The organism is Allobosea sp. 10N428 (assembly GCF_056394545.1).
In genome coordinates, this window is the sequence record NZ_JBFTIC010000003.1 from 670,996 (window position 1) to 688,260 (window position 17,265).

Below are 17,265 nucleotides of genomic sequence, written 5' to 3' on the forward strand. Positions count from 1 at the left end.
GGGTCAAGGAAGAGCGTCGTTCTTCCGCAACCGCTCCGCGCCGCCCTTGGCCTTCGTCAACCTGAATGAACGAACTCAGCATGAACAATTCGAACGGTACGCCGGTCGCTGATGGGCTGGATGCGATGCCTTGTACTGATGAGACGGAGAAGGGCCTGTCCCGGCGCCAGGCCTTGGGCGCGATGGCTTCGGTCGCGATGGCAGCGGGAATGACGGCGCAATCGGCCGCAGCAGCGCCGAAACAGGCCCTCAACCTGACCGGCCCCGTCAGCAAGCAGGCGTTCATCGACGACCTGATCAAGCGCATGACGGTCGAGGAAAAGATCGGCCAGCTCCGCCTGATCAGCATCGGCCCCGAGATGCCGCATGCCAAGCTGATGGACGAGGTCGCGGCCGGGCGCATCGCCGGCTCATTCAACACCGTCATCCGGCGCGACAATCGGCCGCTGCAGGAAGCGGCCGTCAAGCGCAGCCGCCTGAAGATCCCGCTCTTCTTCGCCTATGACGTAGTCCACGGCCACCGCACCACCTTCCCCATCCCGCTCGGGCTGGCGGCGAGCTTCGACATGGCCACGATCGAGCGGATGGCCCGCGTCTCGGCCATCGAGGCCTGCAACGACGGCGTGGACATGACTTTCGCGCCGATGGTCGACATCAGCCGCGATCCGCGCTGGGGCCGCACCTCGGAGGGCTTCGGCGAAGACCCCTATCTCGTTTCCGAATGCGCAAGGGCCAGCGTCCGCGGCTTCCAGGGCGACGCGACCGACCGCCCGGACAGCATCATGGCGGCGGTCAAGCACTTCGCGCTTTACGGCGCCGTCGAGGGCGGGCGCGACTACAACACGGTCGATATGAGCCCGCTGCGCATGCATCAGGTCTATCTGCCGCCCTACCGTGCCGCGATCGAGGCCGGGGCCGGCGGCGTGATGGTCGCGCTCAATTCGATCAACGGCGTACCCGCAACCTCCAACACCTGGCTGATGCAGGATCTGCTGCGCAAGCAGTGGGGTTTCGATGGCGTGACCGTCAGCGACCACGGCGCAATCACCGAGCTGACGCGCCATGGCGTCGCGCGCGACGCGCGGGAAGCTGCCAAGCTCGCCATCAAGGCGGGCATCGATCTCAGCATGGCCGATCAGGTCTATCTTGCCGAGCTGCCGGGCCTCATCGCCTCGGGCGAGGTCAAGATGGCCGAACTCGACGCCTGCGTCCGAGAGGTGCTGGGCGCCAAATACGATCTGGGCCTGTTCGCCAACCCGTTCCTGCGCATGGGCAAGCCCGCCGACGACCCGGTGAACGAGAAGGCCGACAGCCGCCTCCACCGCCAGCCGGCGCGGGAGATTGCCCGCCAGACCATCGTGCTGCTGGAGAACCGCAACCAGACGCTGCCGCTGAAGAAGACCGGAACCATCGCGCTTGTCGGGCCTCTGGCCGATTCCGGGCTCGATATCCTCGGCAGCTGGTCCGCCCAGGGCGTAGCCGAGCAGGCCGTGACGGTGCGGGCTGGCATTGAGAAGGCGATCGAGGGCAAGGCGCGCCTCCTGACCGCTCGCGGCTCCAACGTCCTCGACGACCAGAAGGTCGTCGAATACCTGAACTATCTGAACTGGGACAAGCCTGAGGTCGTCCAGGATCCACGCAGCCCCGAGGAGATGATCCAGGAGGCCGTGTCGGTCGCCAACCAGGCCGACGTGGTGATCGCCGTCGTCGGCGAAGTCCGCGGCATGTCGCATGAGTCATCGAGCCGCATCAGCATCGAGATGCCCGGTTCGCAGCGCGCCCTGCTCAAGGCCCTCAAGGCGACCGGCAAGCCGCTCATCGTCGTGCTGATGAACGGCCGCCCGCTCGCGCTGGGCTGGGAAAAGGACAATGCCGACGCGCTGCTGGAGACCTGGTACACCGGAACCGAGGGCGGCAACGCCATCGCCGACGTGCTGTTCGGCGACCACAACCCCTCGGCCAAGCTGCCGATCTCCTTCCCCCGCTCCGCCGGTCAGATCCCGACCTACTACAACCCTCTGCGGATCGGGCGCCCCTTCACCCCGGGCAAGCCGGGCAACTACACCTCGCAGTATTTCGAGGAGGAGCAGGGGCCGCTCTATCCCTTCGGCTTCGGGCTGAGCTACAGCCGTTTCGCCCTATCCAATCTGAAGCTCTCGGCGGCGCGGATCACGAGGGACCAGCGCCTGACTGCAGAGGCGACGCTGACCAATGAAGGCACCTATGAGGGCGCCAACGTCGTGCAGCTCTACATTGCCGACCCCTACGCCTCGATCGCACGCCCGATCAAGGAGCTGAAGGGTTTCCAGAAGGTGACGCTCAAGCCCGGCGAGAGCCGCGTGGTGCGCTTCGAGATCGGCAAGGAGCAGCTCAAATTCATCAATGCCGAGCTCAAGGAAGTCGTCGAGAGCGGACGCTTCGAGGTGCAGCTCGGCCTCGACTCCAGGGATGTGCTCGAGCAGGCCTTCATGCTCGACTAGGCCGGCCCCCGATCAGGTTGCGCTCCGATCTGATCGGCACATGCTCTCGGTCCGGATGCCATCCCGGCAAGTTCAGAACGGAAAATACCCTGCTGCGTTCATCGCGGCAGGGTGATCACAGGTGCAAGCCGGCGCGGCGACGGCTTCAGCCGACCTTGCCGTAACCCGCGAACTTCGCGCCGACGCGTTCCATCTCGGCAGCGTCGAGGATGACCGGCTCGAGCCCGGCTGCCAGGATATCGAGATACTGGCCGGCGAGATTTTCGACCTCAGCGACGATCGTATGAGCACCGGCCAGCGTCTGGCCGAGCGCGATGACGCCGTGATTGGCGAGCAGCACCGCCTTGCGCCCCTCCAGCCCCCTCACGGCATTGGCCGCAAGTTCCGGCGTCCCGAAGGTGGCGTAGTCGGCACAGCGCACATCGGCGCCGCCGCAGAGCGCGATCATGTAGTGGAACGCCGGGATGCCGCGGCGGGTGCTGGAGAGTGCCGTGGCGCGCGGGGAATGGGTGTGCACGATCGCCTGCGCATCCGGGCGGGCCTTGTAGATCGCGACATGGAAGGGCCACTCCGAGGAAGGCTTGCGCGCGCCGCTGAGCACCGTTCCGTCGAGGGACAGATGGATCAGGTCATCCGGCTTTGTCTGGGCGTAGGGCAGTCCGGACGGGGTGATCAGCAACCCCACCCCGAAGCGCGCCGAGACATTGCCCGATTTCGAGGGGCAGAAGCCCGCCCGGTCGATCGCCTGCGCGACCGCGACGATCTCCTGCCGCAGCTCCGTTTCGTTCATGCCGTCGCCTTGTTCGCCAGATCGGGGAAGAGATGCGCGAGCCCCTCGGCGCTTGCAGCGCAGACCCCGCGTTCGGTGATGAGTCCGGTGACGAGGCGCGCCGGCGTCACATCGAAAGCCGGGTTTGCGGCACCGCTGCCCGGCGCGACGACGCGGAAAGACCGCACCTCGCCATCCTCCGCAAGCCCCGACAGATGGGTCACCTCGCGCGCGGCGCGTTCCTCGATCGGAATTCCCGCAAGGCCGTCACCGATGCTCCAGTCGATTGTGGGCGACGGCAGCGCGACATAGAACGGCACGTCGTTGTCATGTGCGGCGAGCGCCTTGAGATAGGTGCCGATTTTGTTGGCGACGTCGCCTGTGGCTGTCGTCCGGTCGGTGCCGACGATCACCATGTCGACCGCACCGCGCTGCATCAGATGCCCGCCTGCATTGTCGGTGATAACGGTGTGCGGCACGCCATGGGCGCCGAGCTCATAGGCCGTCAGAGCGGCGCCCTGATTGCGCGGGCGCGTCTCGTCGACCCAGACGTGGACAGGGATTCCCGCGTCATGCGCTCGATAGATCGGCGCCAGCGCCGTGCCCCAATCCACGGTAGCGATCCAGCCGGCATTGCAATGGGTCAGGATATTGACCGGCTGCCCCGCCGGCTTCCGCCCGGCGATCTCACGGATGAGCGGCAGGCCATGCTCGCCGATCGCGCGGCACAGCGCGACATCCTCGTCGCAGATCGCGGCTGCTTCGGCATAGGCAGCCTCCGCACGCTTCTCCGACGGCAACCCCGAGAGGATGCGGCCCATGCGCTCCAGCGCCCAGCGCAGATTGACCGCAGTCGGCCGGGTCTCGCCGAGCAGCGTCAGCGCCGCCTTCAAGGCGGCATCCGAGGCATCCGCCCGCATCGCCAGCGCCACGCCATAGGCTGCCGTCGCGCCGATCAGCGGCGCGCCGCGCACCACCATCGAGCGGATCGCATCGGCCGCCTGCTCGGCCGAGCCGAGTGACACCGTCTCGAAGCGGAAAGGCAATCGCGTCTGATCGATGACCACGACGCGCCAGCCATCCTGCGCGAGCCAGATCGTCCGATAGTGCTGGCCGTTGATCTTCATGGGCTCAAGGATCGGTGAAGGATACCAGCGTCCGTACGGGCACGCCGAGCCGGCGGATCTTGTCCGCACCGCCCAGATCGGGAAGGTCGACGATGAAGCAGGCGGCAACCACTTCAGCTCCCACCCCACTCAGCAGATTGACGGCCGCTTCGGCCGTGCCGCCGGTCGCGACGAGATCGTCGACCAACAGGACCCGCTCGCCCGGTTGGACGGCATCACGATGGATCTCGATCTCGTCGGTGCCGTATTCGAGCGCATAGGTCGCTCGCAGCGTCTCGAGCGGCAGCTTGCCCTTCTTCCGGACGGGGATGAAGCCGGCCGAGAGCTGATGTGCCACGGCGCCGCCGAGGATGAAGCCGCGCGCTTCGATGCCGGCAATCTTGGCAATCTTCAGCCCCGCAAAGGGCTGCACCAGCTCGTCCACGGCGCGGCGGAAGGCCCGCGCATCGCCGAGCAGCGTCGTGATGTCGCGAAAGACGATGCCGGGCCGAGGATAGTCCGGAATCGCGCGAATGCTGTCGGCAAGGTTCACGGGCGTCGTCTCGGATAGGGTGACGGACGCCTTGGTCGGACGTCGAGCCGGCTTCGTCAAGGGCGCGGCCATCATTCAGCCCCTGAGCACGCGCCCGGCGACCGCGTCGAGCTTCGCCAGCAGGGCAGGATCGCGGAACGCGGGCGCAGTGATGATCGCATTGTCGAGGGCGTTGTGCGAGCCGGCCGGGCAACGCTCCCGCCCGGCCGGGAAATCGGCGGCGAGCCGGGCAATGAGGCGACGAGCCTTGTCGGCGTTCTCATGCAGCACCGCCACGACCGAGGCAACGTCCACGGCACCGTGCAGCTCATGCCAGCAATCGTAATCCGTCACCATGGCGACGGTGGCGTAGGTGATCTCGGCCTCGCGCGCGAGCTTGGCCTCCGGCATCGCCGTCATGCCGATGAGGTCGTAGCCGAGGCCGCGATAGGTCATCGATTCCGCATAGGTCGAGAATTGCGGCCCTTCCATCGTCACCAGCGTTCCGCCGCGCACGAAAGGCAACTGCTCCGCCCGGGCCGCTTCGGCCAGCCGGTTTTGCAGGCCGGGCCCCACCGGATAGGCGAGGGAAACATGGGCGACACACCCCTTGCCGAAGAAGGAGCTTTCGCGACGCGTGGTGCGATCGACGAACTGGTCGACCAGGACGAACAGTCCGGGATAGAGCTCGGCCTTGTAGGAACCGCACGCCGACAGAGAGACGAGATCGGTCACGCCCGCGCGCTTGAGCACGTCGATATTGGCGCGATAGTTGATCTCGGAAGGCGGAATGGCATGGCCGCGCCCATGCCGCGGCAGGAAGACGATCTTGGTCGAGCCGATTCGGCCGATCCGCAGCGCATCCGAAGGTTCGCCCCAGGGGCTGTCGATGCGCTCCTCGCGGAGGTCGCTGAGGCCCGGCAGATCGTAGATACCCGATCCGCCGATGATTCCGAGAACGGCTTCGCTCATGGCTGTTTCCCTGTTGCGGGCGCGGAAAGGACCATCTTTCGATGACGGTCGCAACACAGCGCAGAGAGTTCCGGCGGCGCCATTGCCCGATAGCAAAAAGGCCCCGTCTCCGGGGCCTTTCGCAAGATCGTCATTCCCGGCTCAGTGGGCGGGCGAGCCGTCCGGCATGCGCGACCACACCTTCTTCTTGGTGTAGTAGAGCAGGAACGAGAAGGCGACGAGGAAGAGCATCACCTGCATGCCCAAGCGCTTGCGCGCTTCCATATGCGGCTCGGCCATCCAGACCATGAAGGCCGCGACGTCGCGCGCATACTGGTCGACCGTTTCCGGCACCGGCGACTTGCCGTCCGGGCCCTTCGGATACTCGACCTGCCCGTCGCTCAGCGGCTTCGGCATCGCGATCAAGTGACCGGGCATATACCTGTTGTAGTTCTGCCCCGGCAGAAGCGTCACGCCGGCCGGCGGCTCCTCATAGCCCACCATCAGGGCATGGATGTAGTCCGGCCCCTGCTCCTGATACTGGGTGAAGATGTCGAAGATGAAGGTCGGGAAGCCGCGCACATAGGTGCGGGCCTTGGCCAGAACCGAGAAGTCCGGCGGATAGGCACCGCCCTGGGCCGCGCGGGCCGCCTGCTCGTTCGGGAACGGCGACGGGAAGCGGTCAGCCGGCCGGCCCGGCCGGTCGAACATCTCGCCCTGCTCGTTCGGGCCGTCCTTGATCTGATAGGTCGCGGCAAGCGCGGCGACCTGGCCGGGCGTGAATTCGGGACCGCCCGGCTGCGACAGGTTGCGGAAGGCGACAAGGCTGGCGCCGTGACAGGCCGCGCAGACTTCCTTGTAGACCTTGAAGCCGCGCTGAAGCTGGGCCCGGTCGAACTTGCCGACGGGGCCGGAGAACGACCAGCTCTGCGCCGGCGGCTGGAAGCCACCTTCGGCCGCCYGCGCCGCCGGCTGGAACAGCACCAGCGACAGGCCGGCAGCGAGCCCGGTCAGGGCAAGACGAAACGATGTTCTGCTCATGGTTCCGTCAGCCCTTGACGTTCGGTTCGGCAGCGGTGGCGGTCGCGATGCGCGCCGCCGAGCCGTTCTTGGCGGAAACAGCGAGCACGGCATCGGCGATCGAGGTCGGCAGCGCCTTAGGCCGCTCGAACAGGCCGACGACGAAGAGCGCGACGAAGAAGCCGAAATACAGCACGGTGAAGATCTGCGAGGCGATGACGTAGCCGCCGTCCGCCGGCATGGCGCCGAGATAGCCCAGGCCGATGCAGACCAGGACGAAGGCCCAGAAGAGCTGGCGCGCGATCGGGCGGTAGCTCATCGACTTCACCTTGGAGGTGTCGATCCAGGGCAGGAAGGCGAGCACGACGATGGCCGAGCCCATGGCCAGCACGCCGCCGAGCTTGTCGGGGATGGCGCGCAGGATCGCGTAGAACGGCAGGAAGTACCATTCGGGGACGATGTGCGCCGGCGTCGCGGCCGGGTTCGCCACGATGTAGTTGTCGGCGTGACCCAGGAAGTTCGGCTGGTAGAACACGAACCAGGAGAACAGGATCATGAACACGACCATGCCGAAGATGTCCTTGACGGTCGCATAGGGCGTGAAGGGCACGGTGTCCTTCTCGACGTTCTTCACCTCGACGCCGGTCGGGTTGTTCTGGCCGACGACGTGCAGCGCCCAGATATGCAGCACGACGACGCCGAAGATCATGAACGGAAGCAGATAGTGCAGCGAGAAGAAGCGGTTCAGCGTCGGGTTGTCGACCGAATAGCCGCCCCACAGGAAGGTGACGATCGTCTCGCCGATCACCGGCAATGCCGAGAACAGATTGGTGATGACGGTAGCGCCCCAGAAGGACATCTGACCCCAGGGCAACACGTAGCCCATGAAGGCCGTCGCCATCATCAGCAGGAAGATGACCACGCCGAGGATCCAGAGCACCTCGCGCGGTGCCTTGTACGAACCGTAATAAAGCCCGCGGAAGATGTGCACGTAGACGGCGATGAAGAACATCGAGGCGCCGTTCGAGTGCAGATAGCGCAGCAGCCAGCCATAGTTCACGTCGCGCATGATGTGCTCGACGGAGTTGAACGCCAGCAGAGAGTTGGCGGTGTAGTGCATCGCCAGGATCACGCCGGTGATGATCTGCGCCACCAGCATGAACACCAGGATGCCGCCGAACGTCCAAAGATAGTTCAGGTTGCGCGGCACCGGATAGGAGACGGCCGAATCATGAGCCAGCCGGATGATCGGCAGGCGGGCGTCGAGCCAGCGTTCGATGCCGGTCTTCGGAACGTAGGAACTGTGACCACTCATGAAGAATGCCTCAAGGCTGTCTCATCTTGGCGGGAAAGCGTCGAGCGCATTGCTCAGCCGATCTTGATCTTGGTGTCCGCAGTGAAGGCGTAAGGCGGAACCGGCAGGTTGAGCGGTGCCGGGCCCTTGCGGATGCGGCCGGAGGAATCGTAGTGCGAGCCGTGGCAGGGGCAGAACCAGCCGTCGTAGTCGCCCTTGGGCTCGCCGGGCGCGGTGCCGAGCGGGATGCAGCCGAGATGGGTGCAGTTGCCGAAGACGATGAGATACTGCTCATGGCCGGCCTTCGTGCGCTGCTGGTCGGTCTGCGGGTCGCGCAACGTGCTGACATCGACGGCGAGCGCCTCGTCGATCTCCTTCTTGGTGCGATGGCGCACGAAGATGGGCTTGCCGCGCCAGAAGATCTTGATTGCCTGGCCTTCGGCGATCGGTGCCAGATCGACGTCGACCGGCGCGCCGGCCGCGACGGTCTGCGCATCGGGAGCGAGCTGGCTGATCAGGGGGACGATGACAGCGCCGATGCCGACGGCGCCTGCAGCCCCGGTCGTAAGCATCAGGAAATCGCGGCGGGTTGTTCCGGTCGATGTATCGGTCGCGTTCGCCACGATCCAATCCTCTTACACGTCTTGCGAGCTGGAACAGCTCGAAATTGTCGCCTCTCGCCCTCATAGGGGCGCGCCACGACCGCCGCAATGCGGCGGTGCGTCACCTCGGGCTCTTTGACATGCAGATTGGACGAAGTCTACTGTCGCGAACCTCCCGCCCATGCATGGCGCACAGTTCGCAGGCGAGGACCTCAGACGGCGAGCTTTTCCGGATCGGCGGCGGCAAGGAAACCACCCGATTGCCGCGCCCACAGCCGGGCGTAGAGCCCGCCTCGCCGGATCAACTCCTCATGGCTTCCGGTCGCCACGATCCGCCCCTGATCGAGCACGATCAGCCGGTCGAGCGCGGCGATCGTCGACAGTCTATGCGCGATCGCGATCACGGTCTTGCCTTGCATCAGCGCGGCGAGCTGCTGCTGGATGGCCGCCTCGACCTCTGAATCCAGCGCCGAGGTCGCCTCGTCGAGAATCAGGATCGGCGCATCCTTGAGCAGCACGCGCGCGATGGCGATGCGCTGGCGCTGGCCGCCCGAGAGCTTCACGCCGCGCTCCCCGACGCGCGAATCAAAGCCCTCGCGCCCGTCCTGGTCGCCGAGCCCGAGGATGAAGTCATGCGCCTCGGCCTGTCGCGCGGCGGCGATGATCTCGGCTTCGCTCGCGCCCATCCGGCCATAGGCTATGTTGTCGCCAATCGAGCGGTGCAGCAGCGAGTTGTCCTGCGTCACCATGCCGATCTGGGCCCGCAGACTGTCCTGCGTGACATGGGCGATGTCCTGCCCGTCGATCAGGATGCGCCCGCTTTCGAGCGGGTAGAGCCGCAGCAGCAGGTTCACCAGCGTCGACTTGCCGGCGCCCGAGGGGCCGACGAGCCCGATCCGCTCGCCCGGCTTGATCTGAAGATCGAGCCCCTCGAACAGCCCGGCGCCCCGGCCGTAGTTGAAGCGGATCTTCTCGAAGCTGATCGCCCCCTTGTCGACGACGAGCGGCCGGGCGTCCGGCATATCGCGGAGATCATGCGGCTTCGCGATCGTCTCCATGCTCTCCTGCACCGAGCCGATATTCTCGAAGATGCCGCGCACGAGATGGATCAGCCACCCCGACATCTGCACGAGGCGCAGCACGAGGCCGATCGCGGCGGCGACGGCGCCCGGCGTCATCTCGCCCTGGCTCCAGAGCAGCAGCGCGAGCCACGCGGTCGCGACGACGAGCAGGCTGTTCATCGTCTGCAGGATCACGCTCACGCCGGTGATCAGCCGCGACAGGTTGAGGAAGGAGGCGTTCCACCGCGTCAACGAGTCGCGGACGGCGGAGCGCTCGGCATCAGCGCGCGCGAACAGTTTGACCGTCAGGATGTTCGTGTAGGAATCGACGATGCGCCCCGTCGTCGTCGAACGGCCGAAGGAATTCGCCTCCGAGCGCTTTTTGGCGCGCGGCACGAAGTAGATCAGCAGCGCGACATAGGCGCCGAGCCAGACGATGACCGGCAGGGCGAGCCAGAGACTGGTCTTGCCGAAGAAGCCGATCGCCACCGTGGCGAAGACCAGCGCGTACCAGAGGTCGTCGATGACCTCGATCGTCGCGCCGCGGATCGACTGCCCGGCCTGGATGACGCGCGCCGAAAGCCGCCCTGCGAAATCGTTCTGGAAGTAACCCAGCGCATGGCCGAGCGTGTAGACATGGTTGCGCCAGCGGATTTGGTTGGTGATCTGCGGCACCACGACCTGATCGACGATAGCGTGGTTGGCGAAATAGATCAGCGGCCGGACGACCACGAGCAGGAAGGCGGCGCTCGCAAGCAGCCAGCCATGATCCCGGAAGATCGTATCGGGCGACTGCGTCGAGAGCAGATCGACGAACCAGCCGACCATCAGATACATCGCCGCCTCGATGCCGCTGAAGCCGAGGCCGGTGATCATGATCGCCGCCATCCAGCCCTTCACACCCTTGATGTGGTGCCACATGAAGGGCCAGACGCCGTGCGGCGGCGTCTCCTGCTCGTCGAAGGGAGCGAAGACGTCGATTCGGCTTTCGAGCCAGCGGAAGAGCGGAGCGAACATGTCTGCCTTCCCTGGAGCGGCATCGCGACGGTTTCGAGGCATATGGCCCCCGCTTGTGCGAATGGCCAGCCTGCTTGACGCATATCCGGGCGTCACCGCATGACAGGGCCATGTTGCGTCTCGCCCTGTTCCAGCCGGATATCCCGCAGAATGCCGGCACGATGATCCGCATGGCGGCTTGTCTCGGCATCGCGGTCGATATCGTCGAGCCCGCCGCCTTTGACGTGTCGGACCGGCATTTCCGCCGTTCGGGCATGGATTATCTCGAGCGCGCGGCCGTCTCCCGCCACGATTCCTTCGCGGCGTTCGACCTGTGGCGGCGCGAGGCCGGGCACCGCCTCGTCCTGGCGGAGACGGACGGTGCGACCCCGCTGCCGGATTTCGTCTTCCAGCCCGGCGATATCATCCTTGTCGGGCGCGAATCGGCCGGCGTCACGCCCGCGGTGCAGGCTGCGGCCGATGCCAGCCTTCACATCCCGATGCGCCCGGCTTTGCGATCGCTCAATGTCGCGCTTGCGGCGGCGATGGTAATGGGCGAGGCGTTGCGACAGACAGGCGGCTTTCCGCGCCGCGATGGACATGACCATGAACAAGCCCAAGCCCGCTGAAGCTGCGCCCGCCGATCCGGCTGTCGTCGAGGCGATGAAGCCCCGCGCGGCGGCGTGGTTCGAGAATCTCCGCGACCGGATCTGCGCCGCCTTCGAGGAAATCGAGGACGAGGCTGCGGGCCCCTTCCCGTCCGAGACCGACCGGCCCGGCCGCTTCGTCCGCACGCCCTGGCAGCGCACCAATCACGACGGAGTTCCCGGTGGCGGCGGCGTCATGTCGATCATGAAGGGCCGTGTCTTCGAGAAGGTCGGCGTTCACGTCTCCACCGTCCATGGCAGTTTTCACCCGGATTTCGCCGGCCAGATCCCCGGCGCCTCCGACGATCCGCGCTTCCACGCCACGGGCATCTCGCTGATCGCCCATCCCTGGAACCCGCATGCGCCGACCGTGCACATGAACACCCGCTTCGTCGTCACGACGAAGCCCTGGTTCGGCGGCGGCGCCGATCTGACGCCGGTGCTGGATGCCCGGCGCAATCAGGACGATCTGGATTCGCGGGATTTCCATGCCGCGATGCGCCGGCCCTGCGACAACTTCCCGGCAGTGGCGGATTATTCCCGCTTCAAGGAGTGGTGCGACGAATACTTCTTCCTGAAGCACCGCAACGAGCCGCGCGGCATCGGCGGCATCTTCTACGACTATATCTGGACCGGCGATCCGGACGCCGATTTCGCCTTCACCAAGGCAGTCGGCGAGGCCTTTCTCGACATCTACCCCAATGTGCTCTGCCGCAATATCGGCAAGCCATGGACCGAGGCGCAGCGCCAGGAGCAGCAGGTCCGGCGCGGCCGCTATGTCGAGTTCAACCTGCTCTACGACCGCGGCACGATCTTCGGGCTGAAGACCGGCGGCAACGTCGATTCGATCCTGTCCTCGATGCCGCCGACGGTGCGCTGGCCCTAAGGCAGCGCCTCCCGGCTGGCGACATCGAGCAGTTCGAACTGCGCGGCCCGATCGGACGGACACCCGGCTTCGATCCAGAGCCGGCGTGCCTCCGCGAGAGCCCGCCCGATGCGCTCGCCCTTCGGCACGCCGCGGGCGAGAACATCCTGCCCGCGCGGCAGGAAAGCGGGCGTCCGGCCCAATTGGCCGACGAGATCCCGCACGCTCCTGCCGGTCTCGTCATCCGCCGAAGCGGTGAGAAGGGCCAAAGCAGCGGCCGCGGCATCGCTTCCGGCGCGATCGGCGACATGGCGCAACCGCGCCAGCGACGACAACTTCGCCTGCCCGGCGAGCCCCTCCAGCGCGAGCGCAATTCCGTCGATCCGCTCGAATTCCCCGTTCGAGAGCCGCAGCCGCGTCCGCAAGCGCGGCGCATCCTCCCGAACCGACAACGCCAGCGCCGCCAACCGAAAAGCCGGATCGACGCGGTCGCTGTCCTCATCGGCGATGGCAGCAAAGCGCGAGCGATGCGGCACGCCACCGATCACGGGCATCAACAGCCCCGCCCCGGCCATCGCTTCGAGCGTGGCGCCCGCGGCCGGAGCGACCAGAAGCTTCATCAACTCGGCCCGGACGCGCTCCCGCGACAGGGCTGCGAGCCCGTCGCGGCCTGCAATGCAGGCGCGCAGCCCTTCCGCGTCGGGCGCGCCCACGCCGTAGCGGGCGTGGAAACGGAAGAAGCGCAGGATCCGCAGATAGTCTTCGCGGATGCGCGTCTCGGCATCGCCGATGAAGCGCACGCGCCGCCCGGCCAGATCGGCAAGACCGGTGCTGTAATCATGCAGCTTGCCGCCGCAATCGAGCCCGAGCGCATTGATGGTGAAGTCGCGCCGCAGCGCATCTTCGGCAAAATCCCGCCCGAACACGACCTTGGCGCGTCGCCCGTCTGTCTCGACGTCGCGCCGCAGGGTCGTCACCTCGAAACTCGTGCCGCCCGAGACCAGCGTCACCGTGCCGTGTTCGATGCCGGTCGGCACGGCCTTGAACCCGGCCTTCCGGCCGCGCCGGATCGTCTCCTGCGGCAGGGCGGTGGTGGCGAGGTCGACGTCATCGGCCGGTTCGCCGAGCAGGAGATTGCGCACGGCTCCGCCGACGATGCGGGTTTCCTCCCCCGCCCCGTTCAGCGCGTCCAGGAGGCGGACCAAAATCGGCTCGGCCAGGAAGCGCTCGATGGCCTGTTCGTGTGCCCCGGTCATTTGAAGCGGCCGGGCACCAGCACCCCATTCTCCATATGCGGCGGCTCGTACGCCCCCTCGCTGCGCGGCGCGATGAAGCCGGTATAGGTGAGCACCGAGATTGCCAGCAGCAGGCCGGCGACAGCGAGCCAGAAGGCGTGCCGGCTCCAATGCGCGACGTCGAAAGGGTTGCGCCGCTGGACGATGAGATAGCCCGCGAAGACGCAGAAGGGCAGGACGAAGAGCAGGACCTCTTCGATGATCGCGCGCAGCATCGGCTTCGTCGTTCCCAGGCGCGCTTTCCGCGCAAGACAATCCTAACCTGCCAGCCGTTCGTAGAGGTTACGGATCATGCCGGCAGTCGCACCCCAGATATAGCGGCCCTCGAACGGCATCGCATAGTAGGTGCGGAAATGCCCCTTCCATTCGCGGCCCTCCCGCTTGTGATTGGCGGGATCGAGCAGGAAGGAGAGCGGCGTCTCGAAGGCCTCGTCGACCTCGTGATGGTTGATCGCCAGCGAGAAAGGCGGCTCGATCAGCGCCACCACCGGCACGATGCGATAGCCCGTTCCGGTCAGATAGGCATCGAGGAACCCCAGCGTTCGGATACGTTCCCGCGACAGGCCGATCTCCTCCTCCGTCTCGCGCAGGGCCGTCACGACCGGCGAACCGTCGACGGCATCGACCCGCCCGCCGGGAAAGGAGACCTGCGCCGAGTGATTGCGCAGCGCCGCGGCGCGCTGGGTCAGGAGCACGGTGGGGCCCGTCTCGCGCGGCACGATGCCGATCAGCACGGCCGCGGGGACAGCGCGCTTCACGTCCGGAATCGGCACCGGCTGCGGCTGGTTCTCGTGGTCGCCGCGCGGCCGGGCGATGAGATCGCCGAGCGACGGCGGCTCGGCGCGCAGCCGCTCGCGCGCCAGCTTGGCGAAAGCCTCGGTGCTGAGGTTCAGAGCCTGGCCGTTCACGTCAAATCCCGATGCCTTCGATCTCGCTCGCCGGCAGCGCCGGGTAGAACCGGCCACCCGCCGCCACCCCGAACATCGCCTGCCCATCGGCCTCCCGCACCTCGCCGAGCGCGAGCAGATCATAGGTCAGCGCGCGCGTCAGCCGGGCCCAGAGGCCGCTACGGGCATGGACATAAGGCTTCAGGCCATCCTTCGCAGCCCGCTGGAAACGCAGGGGATGCTCCGGCCCGACGCAGAACAGATCGTCGACCTGCGTCCGGAAGGCGATGCTCCGTTCATCTCCCTCGCCGTCGAGCTGCATTTCGACAGCCTGAAACGGCGCATCGTCGACCTTGATTCCGACCTTTTCGACCGGCGTCACGAGAAAGTAATCGTCACCCTCGCGCTTCAGCACCGAGGAGAAAAGCTTCACCAGCGCCGGCCGGCCGATCGGCGTGCCCAGATAAAACCAAGTTCCATCGGCCGCGATCCGCATGTCGAGATCGCCGCAAAACGGCGGACTCCAGCGCTCGACCGGCGGCAATCCGCGCGCCTTCCCGCTGCCCAGCGCGGCCATCAGCCGGTCCATCGCATTGCCCGGAGCCGTCATCGAAAAGCCCGTCTCCACTTGCTGCGGCATATTGATTGCACCGCGTTTCTGCCTTGAACTCCACATAATCGTGAAGCCGAGATGATGTGTACCATTCCATTCGGCGCTTGAGCCGCCGGGGTGGCCCGTCCACACTCAAGGACGGAACACACCGATCGGTTCGGATGGCGGCACAACGGCCCGCGACAGTGAAGGAGACCGACATGGCGGCGCAAGCCCGCGTGAGCGAGAGCACTTCCCCCATCGATCTCGACAGCGGGATCGTCGAGGCGGCCGAGGCCGCGCTCGGCGCCATCGGCGCGGCCCGCAAGGAGATCGGGCAGGTCATCTTCGGTCAGCAGGCGGTGGTCGACCTCTCGCTCGTCACCTTGCTGGCGGGCGGACATGGGCTGCTGGTCGGCGTGCCCGGCCTCGCCAAGACCAAGCTGGTCGAGGCGATGGGCACGGTGCTCGGCCTCGCCGCCCGGCGCGTCCAGTTCACGCCGGATCTGATGCCCTCCGACATCCTCGGCTCGGAGGTGCTCGACGAGAGCGCCGACGGCAAGCGCCATTTCCGCTTCATCAAGGGCCCGGTCTTCGCGCAGCTCCTGATGGCGGACGAGATCAACCGCGCCTCGCCCCGGACTCAATCCGCGCTGCTGCAGGCGATGCAGGAGCACCACGTCACCGTCGCCGGCGAACGCTACGACCTGCCCGCCCCCTTCCACGTCCTCGCCACCCAGAACCCGATCGAGCAGGAAGGCACCTATCCCCTGCCCGAGGCGCAGCTCGACCGCTTCCTGCTCGAGATCGATGTCGGCTATCCCGACCGCGAGGCCGAGCGGCGGATCCTGCTCGAAACCACCGGCGCGACCGAATACAAGCCGTCCCAGGCGATGACCTCGGAGACGCTGATGTCGATCCAGCGTCTGGTGCGCCGTCTGCCGGTCGGCGAAGCCGTCGTCGATGCGATCCTCGATCTCGTCCGCTCCGCCCGCCCCGGTGAGGGCGATGCCGCCATCACCGACAAGCTCGCCTGGGGGCCGGGTCCGCGTGCCAGCCAGTCGCTGACGCTCGCGGTGCGCGCCCGTGCGCTGGTCGAGGGCCGGCTCGCGCCGTCCGTGGACGATGTCGCCGCGCTCGCCCTGCCGGTCCTCAAGCACCGCGTCGCGCTGACCTTCGCCGCCCGCGCCGATGGCGAGACCGTCGAGGGCGTCATCGGCCGGCTCGTGGAACGGCTGGGATAGGCCGATGTTGCGCATGCGCGTCCTGGGCCCGAACGAGCGGAAACCGGCCAAGCCGGTTCTGACGGAATCGCTCGACCTTGCCGCGCGCCTGCCCCGCCTGATCCTCGAAGCCCGCCGCGTCTCCGCCAGCGTCCACGGCATCCACGGCAGGCGCCGCTCCGGCCCGGGCGAGACCTTCTGGCAGTACCGCCCGCTGGTTGCCGGCGAATCCGCCTCGCGCATCGACTGGCGCCGTTCCGCGAGGGACGGCCATCTCTTCGTGCGCGAGCGCGAATGGGAGGCCTCGCACTCGATCTGGCTCTGGATCGACCGTTCGCCCTCGATGGGCTTCGCCTCCTCGCTGGCGATGGCGCCGAAGGTCGACCGCGCATTGGTCGCAGGCTTCGCCCTCGCAGAAACGATGGTCGAGGGGGGCGAGCGCGTCGGCCATATCGGCCTGACCCGTGCGCTGGCCTCGCGCCGCATCGTCGAGCTGCTGGCGCAGGCCATTGCCGCCGATAGCCGCAATGGCGAGGCCGACCTCCCTCCCGGCGCGCCGCTGCCACGGCTGGCCGATGCCATCATCATCACCGACGGGCTCTCGCCCTCCGCCTCGCTGGCGCAGCGCATCGCTACGATGGCGTCGTCGGGCGCGCGCGGCCATCTGCTGCTGATCGTCGATCCGATCGAGGAAACCTTCCCGTTCACCGGCCAGGCCGAGCTCTTTGATCTGGAGGATGGGCTGACGCTGCGCGTCGGCGATGCCGGCGCCTGGGGCGAGGCCTATCGTCAGCGCCTCGCCGCCCATCGCGAAGCGATCACCGAGGCCTGCCGCAAGGCCGGCTGGACCCTGACGCTTCACCGCACTGACCGACCGGCGAGCGAAGCCGTTCTGCGCATCGCCAGCCTCGTCGCCGCTTCGCGCGGCGTCTCGGGCTTATAAGG

At 66.9% G+C, this 17,265-nt stretch carries 17 protein-coding genes; 5 read left to right on the forward strand and 12 right to left on the reverse strand.

What is annotated here, in order from left to right; all coding sequences use genetic code 11:
* The first annotated feature begins 80 nt into the window (after positions 1-80).
* Positions 81-2,480, forward strand: coding sequence for a beta-glucosidase BglX (gene bglX / locus AC1DDA_RS13540; protein WP_476796109.1), 2,400 nt, complete (start codon positions 81-83; stop codon positions 2,478-2,480).
* Positions 2,481-2,625: 145 nt separating this feature from the next.
* Here bglX and AC1DDA_RS13545 read toward each other — a convergent pair whose 3' ends face one another.
* The 8 genes from AC1DDA_RS13545 to AC1DDA_RS13580 form a co-directional block, all read right to left on the reverse strand.
* Positions 2,626-3,270, reverse strand: coding sequence for a class II aldolase/adducin family protein (locus tag AC1DDA_RS13545; protein WP_476796110.1), 645 nt, complete (start codon positions 3,268-3,270; stop codon positions 2,626-2,628).
* Entirely contained in the window at positions 3,267-4,376 is a 1,110-nt protein-coding gene (mtnA, locus tag AC1DDA_RS13550) for an S-methyl-5-thioribose-1-phosphate isomerase (RefSeq protein WP_476796111.1), read from the reverse strand. Before mtnA ends, AC1DDA_RS13545 begins: the two co-directional genes overlap by 4 nt.
* Positions 4,377-4,380: 4 nt before the next feature.
* Positions 4,381-4,908, reverse strand: a complete 528-nt coding sequence (locus tag AC1DDA_RS13555; protein WP_441511974.1) for an adenine phosphoribosyltransferase — start codon at positions 4,906-4,908, stop codon at positions 4,381-4,383.
* A gap of 75 nt (positions 4,909-4,983) precedes the next feature.
* Positions 4,984-5,859, reverse strand: coding sequence for an S-methyl-5'-thioadenosine phosphorylase (locus tag AC1DDA_RS13560; protein ID WP_476796112.1), 876 nt, complete (start codon positions 5,857-5,859; stop codon positions 4,984-4,986).
* A 141-nt stretch (positions 5,860-6,000) separates the two neighbouring features.
* A complete protein-coding gene (locus AC1DDA_RS13565) occupies positions 6,001-6,879 on the reverse strand; it encodes a cytochrome c1 (protein ID WP_476796113.1) in 879 nt (292 codons plus the stop codon).
* A 7-nt stretch (positions 6,880-6,886) separates the two neighbouring features.
* Positions 6,887-8,173, reverse strand: coding sequence for a cytochrome b (locus AC1DDA_RS13570; protein ID WP_476796114.1), 1,287 nt, complete (start codon positions 8,171-8,173; stop codon positions 6,887-6,889).
* A gap of 53 nt (positions 8,174-8,226) precedes the next feature.
* Positions 8,227-8,775, reverse strand: coding sequence for a ubiquinol-cytochrome c reductase iron-sulfur subunit (gene petA, locus AC1DDA_RS13575; protein ID WP_441511970.1), 549 nt, complete (start codon positions 8,773-8,775; stop codon positions 8,227-8,229).
* A gap of 191 nt (positions 8,776-8,966) precedes the next feature.
* Positions 8,967-10,832 carry an ABC transporter ATP-binding protein gene (locus tag AC1DDA_RS13580; protein ID WP_476796115.1) on the reverse strand — a complete coding sequence of 622 codons (1,866 nt, stop codon included), beginning with the start codon at positions 10,830-10,832 and terminating at the stop codon, positions 8,967-8,969.
* A gap of 110 nt (positions 10,833-10,942) precedes the next feature.
* Between AC1DDA_RS13580 and AC1DDA_RS13585 the strand changes: the two genes are divergently transcribed.
* Both AC1DDA_RS13585 and hemF read left to right on the forward strand, forming a co-directional pair.
* Positions 10,943-11,440: a tRNA (cytidine(34)-2'-O)-methyltransferase gene (locus AC1DDA_RS13585; RefSeq protein ID WP_476796116.1), complete on the forward strand. Its 498-nt coding sequence runs from the start codon at positions 10,943-10,945 to the stop codon at positions 11,438-11,440.
* Positions 11,412-12,344: an oxygen-dependent coproporphyrinogen oxidase gene (gene hemF / locus AC1DDA_RS13590; RefSeq protein ID WP_476796117.1), complete on the forward strand. Its 933-nt coding sequence runs from the start codon at positions 11,412-11,414 to the stop codon at positions 12,342-12,344. The genes AC1DDA_RS13585 and hemF overlap by 29 nt, the downstream gene beginning before the upstream one ends.
* Here the strand turns inward: hemF and AC1DDA_RS13595 are convergent.
* The 4 genes from AC1DDA_RS13595 to AC1DDA_RS13610 are packed head-to-tail and all read right to left on the reverse strand — an operon-like array spanning position 12,341 to position 15,115.
* Positions 12,341-13,579: a CCA tRNA nucleotidyltransferase gene (locus AC1DDA_RS13595; RefSeq protein WP_476796118.1), complete on the reverse strand. Its 1,239-nt coding sequence runs from the start codon at positions 13,577-13,579 to the stop codon at positions 12,341-12,343. The two genes, hemF and AC1DDA_RS13595, sit on opposite strands and share 4 nt — an antisense overlap.
* Entirely contained in the window at positions 13,576-13,833 is a 258-nt protein-coding gene (locus AC1DDA_RS13600; RefSeq protein WP_441511965.1) for a DUF6111 family protein, read from the reverse strand. Before AC1DDA_RS13600 ends, AC1DDA_RS13595 begins: the two co-directional genes overlap by 4 nt.
* A 42-nt stretch (positions 13,834-13,875) precedes the next feature.
* Entirely contained in the window at positions 13,876-14,526 is a 651-nt protein-coding gene (locus AC1DDA_RS13605; RefSeq protein WP_476796119.1) for a CoA pyrophosphatase, read from the reverse strand.
* A gap of 1 nt (position 14,527) precedes the next feature.
* The gene (locus tag AC1DDA_RS13610; RefSeq protein ID WP_476796120.1) at positions 14,528-15,115 is read right to left on the reverse strand and encodes a DUF1285 domain-containing protein; all 588 of its coding nucleotides are present in this window, start codon (positions 15,113-15,115) and stop codon (positions 14,528-14,530) included.
* Between the two features lie 203 nt (positions 15,116-15,318).
* Between AC1DDA_RS13610 and AC1DDA_RS13615 the strand changes: the two genes are divergently transcribed.
* Together AC1DDA_RS13615 and AC1DDA_RS13620 are read left to right on the forward strand one after the other, a co-directional pair.
* Entirely contained in the window at positions 15,319-16,341 is a 1,023-nt protein-coding gene (locus tag AC1DDA_RS13615; protein WP_441511962.1) for an AAA family ATPase, read from the forward strand.
* Between the two features lie 4 nt (positions 16,342-16,345).
* Complete coding sequence (locus AC1DDA_RS13620; protein WP_476796121.1) at positions 16,346-17,263, forward strand: DUF58 domain-containing protein; 918 nt, start codon at positions 16,346-16,348, stop codon at positions 17,261-17,263.
* Positions 17,264-17,265 lie beyond the last annotated feature (2 nt).

Coding starts and splice junctions, on each gene's coding strand:
- bglX (WP_476796109.1), top strand. CDS start 81: ATGAACAATTCGAACGGTACGCCGGTCGCTGATGGGCTGGATGCGATG.
- AC1DDA_RS13545 (WP_476796110.1), bottom strand. CDS start 3,270: ATGAACGAAACGGAGCTGCGGCAGGAGATCGTCGCGGTCGCGCAGGCG.
- mtnA (WP_476796111.1), bottom strand. CDS start 4,376: ATGAAGATCAACGGCCAGCACTATCGGACGATCTGGCTCGCGCAGGAT.
- AC1DDA_RS13560 (WP_476796112.1), bottom strand. CDS start 5,859: ATGAGCGAAGCCGTTCTCGGAATCATCGGCGGATCGGGTATCTACGAT.
- AC1DDA_RS13570 (WP_476796114.1), bottom strand. CDS start 8,173: ATGAGTGGTCACAGTTCCTACGTTCCGAAGACCGGCATCGAACGCTGG.
- AC1DDA_RS13580 (WP_476796115.1), bottom strand. CDS start 10,832: ATGTTCGCTCCGCTCTTCCGCTGGCTCGAAAGCCGAATCGACGTCTTC.
- AC1DDA_RS13585 (WP_476796116.1), top strand. CDS start 10,943: ATGTTGCGTCTCGCCCTGTTCCAGCCGGATATCCCGCAGAATGCCGGC.
- hemF (WP_476796117.1), top strand. CDS start 11,412: ATGACCATGAACAAGCCCAAGCCCGCTGAAGCTGCGCCCGCCGATCCG.
- AC1DDA_RS13595 (WP_476796118.1), bottom strand. CDS start 13,579: ATGACCGGGGCACACGAACAGGCCATCGAGCGCTTCCTGGCCGAGCCG.
- AC1DDA_RS13600 (WP_441511965.1), bottom strand. CDS start 13,833: ATGCTGCGCGCGATCATCGAAGAGGTCCTGCTCTTCGTCCTGCCCTTC.
- AC1DDA_RS13610 (WP_476796120.1), bottom strand. CDS start 15,115: ATGACGGCTCCGGGCAATGCGATGGACCGGCTGATGGCCGCGCTGGGC.
- AC1DDA_RS13615 (WP_441511962.1), top strand. CDS start 15,319: ATGGCGGCGCAAGCCCGCGTGAGCGAGAGCACTTCCCCCATCGATCTC.
- AC1DDA_RS13620 (WP_476796121.1), top strand. CDS start 16,346: ATGTTGCGCATGCGCGTCCTGGGCCCGAACGAGCGGAAACCGGCCAAG.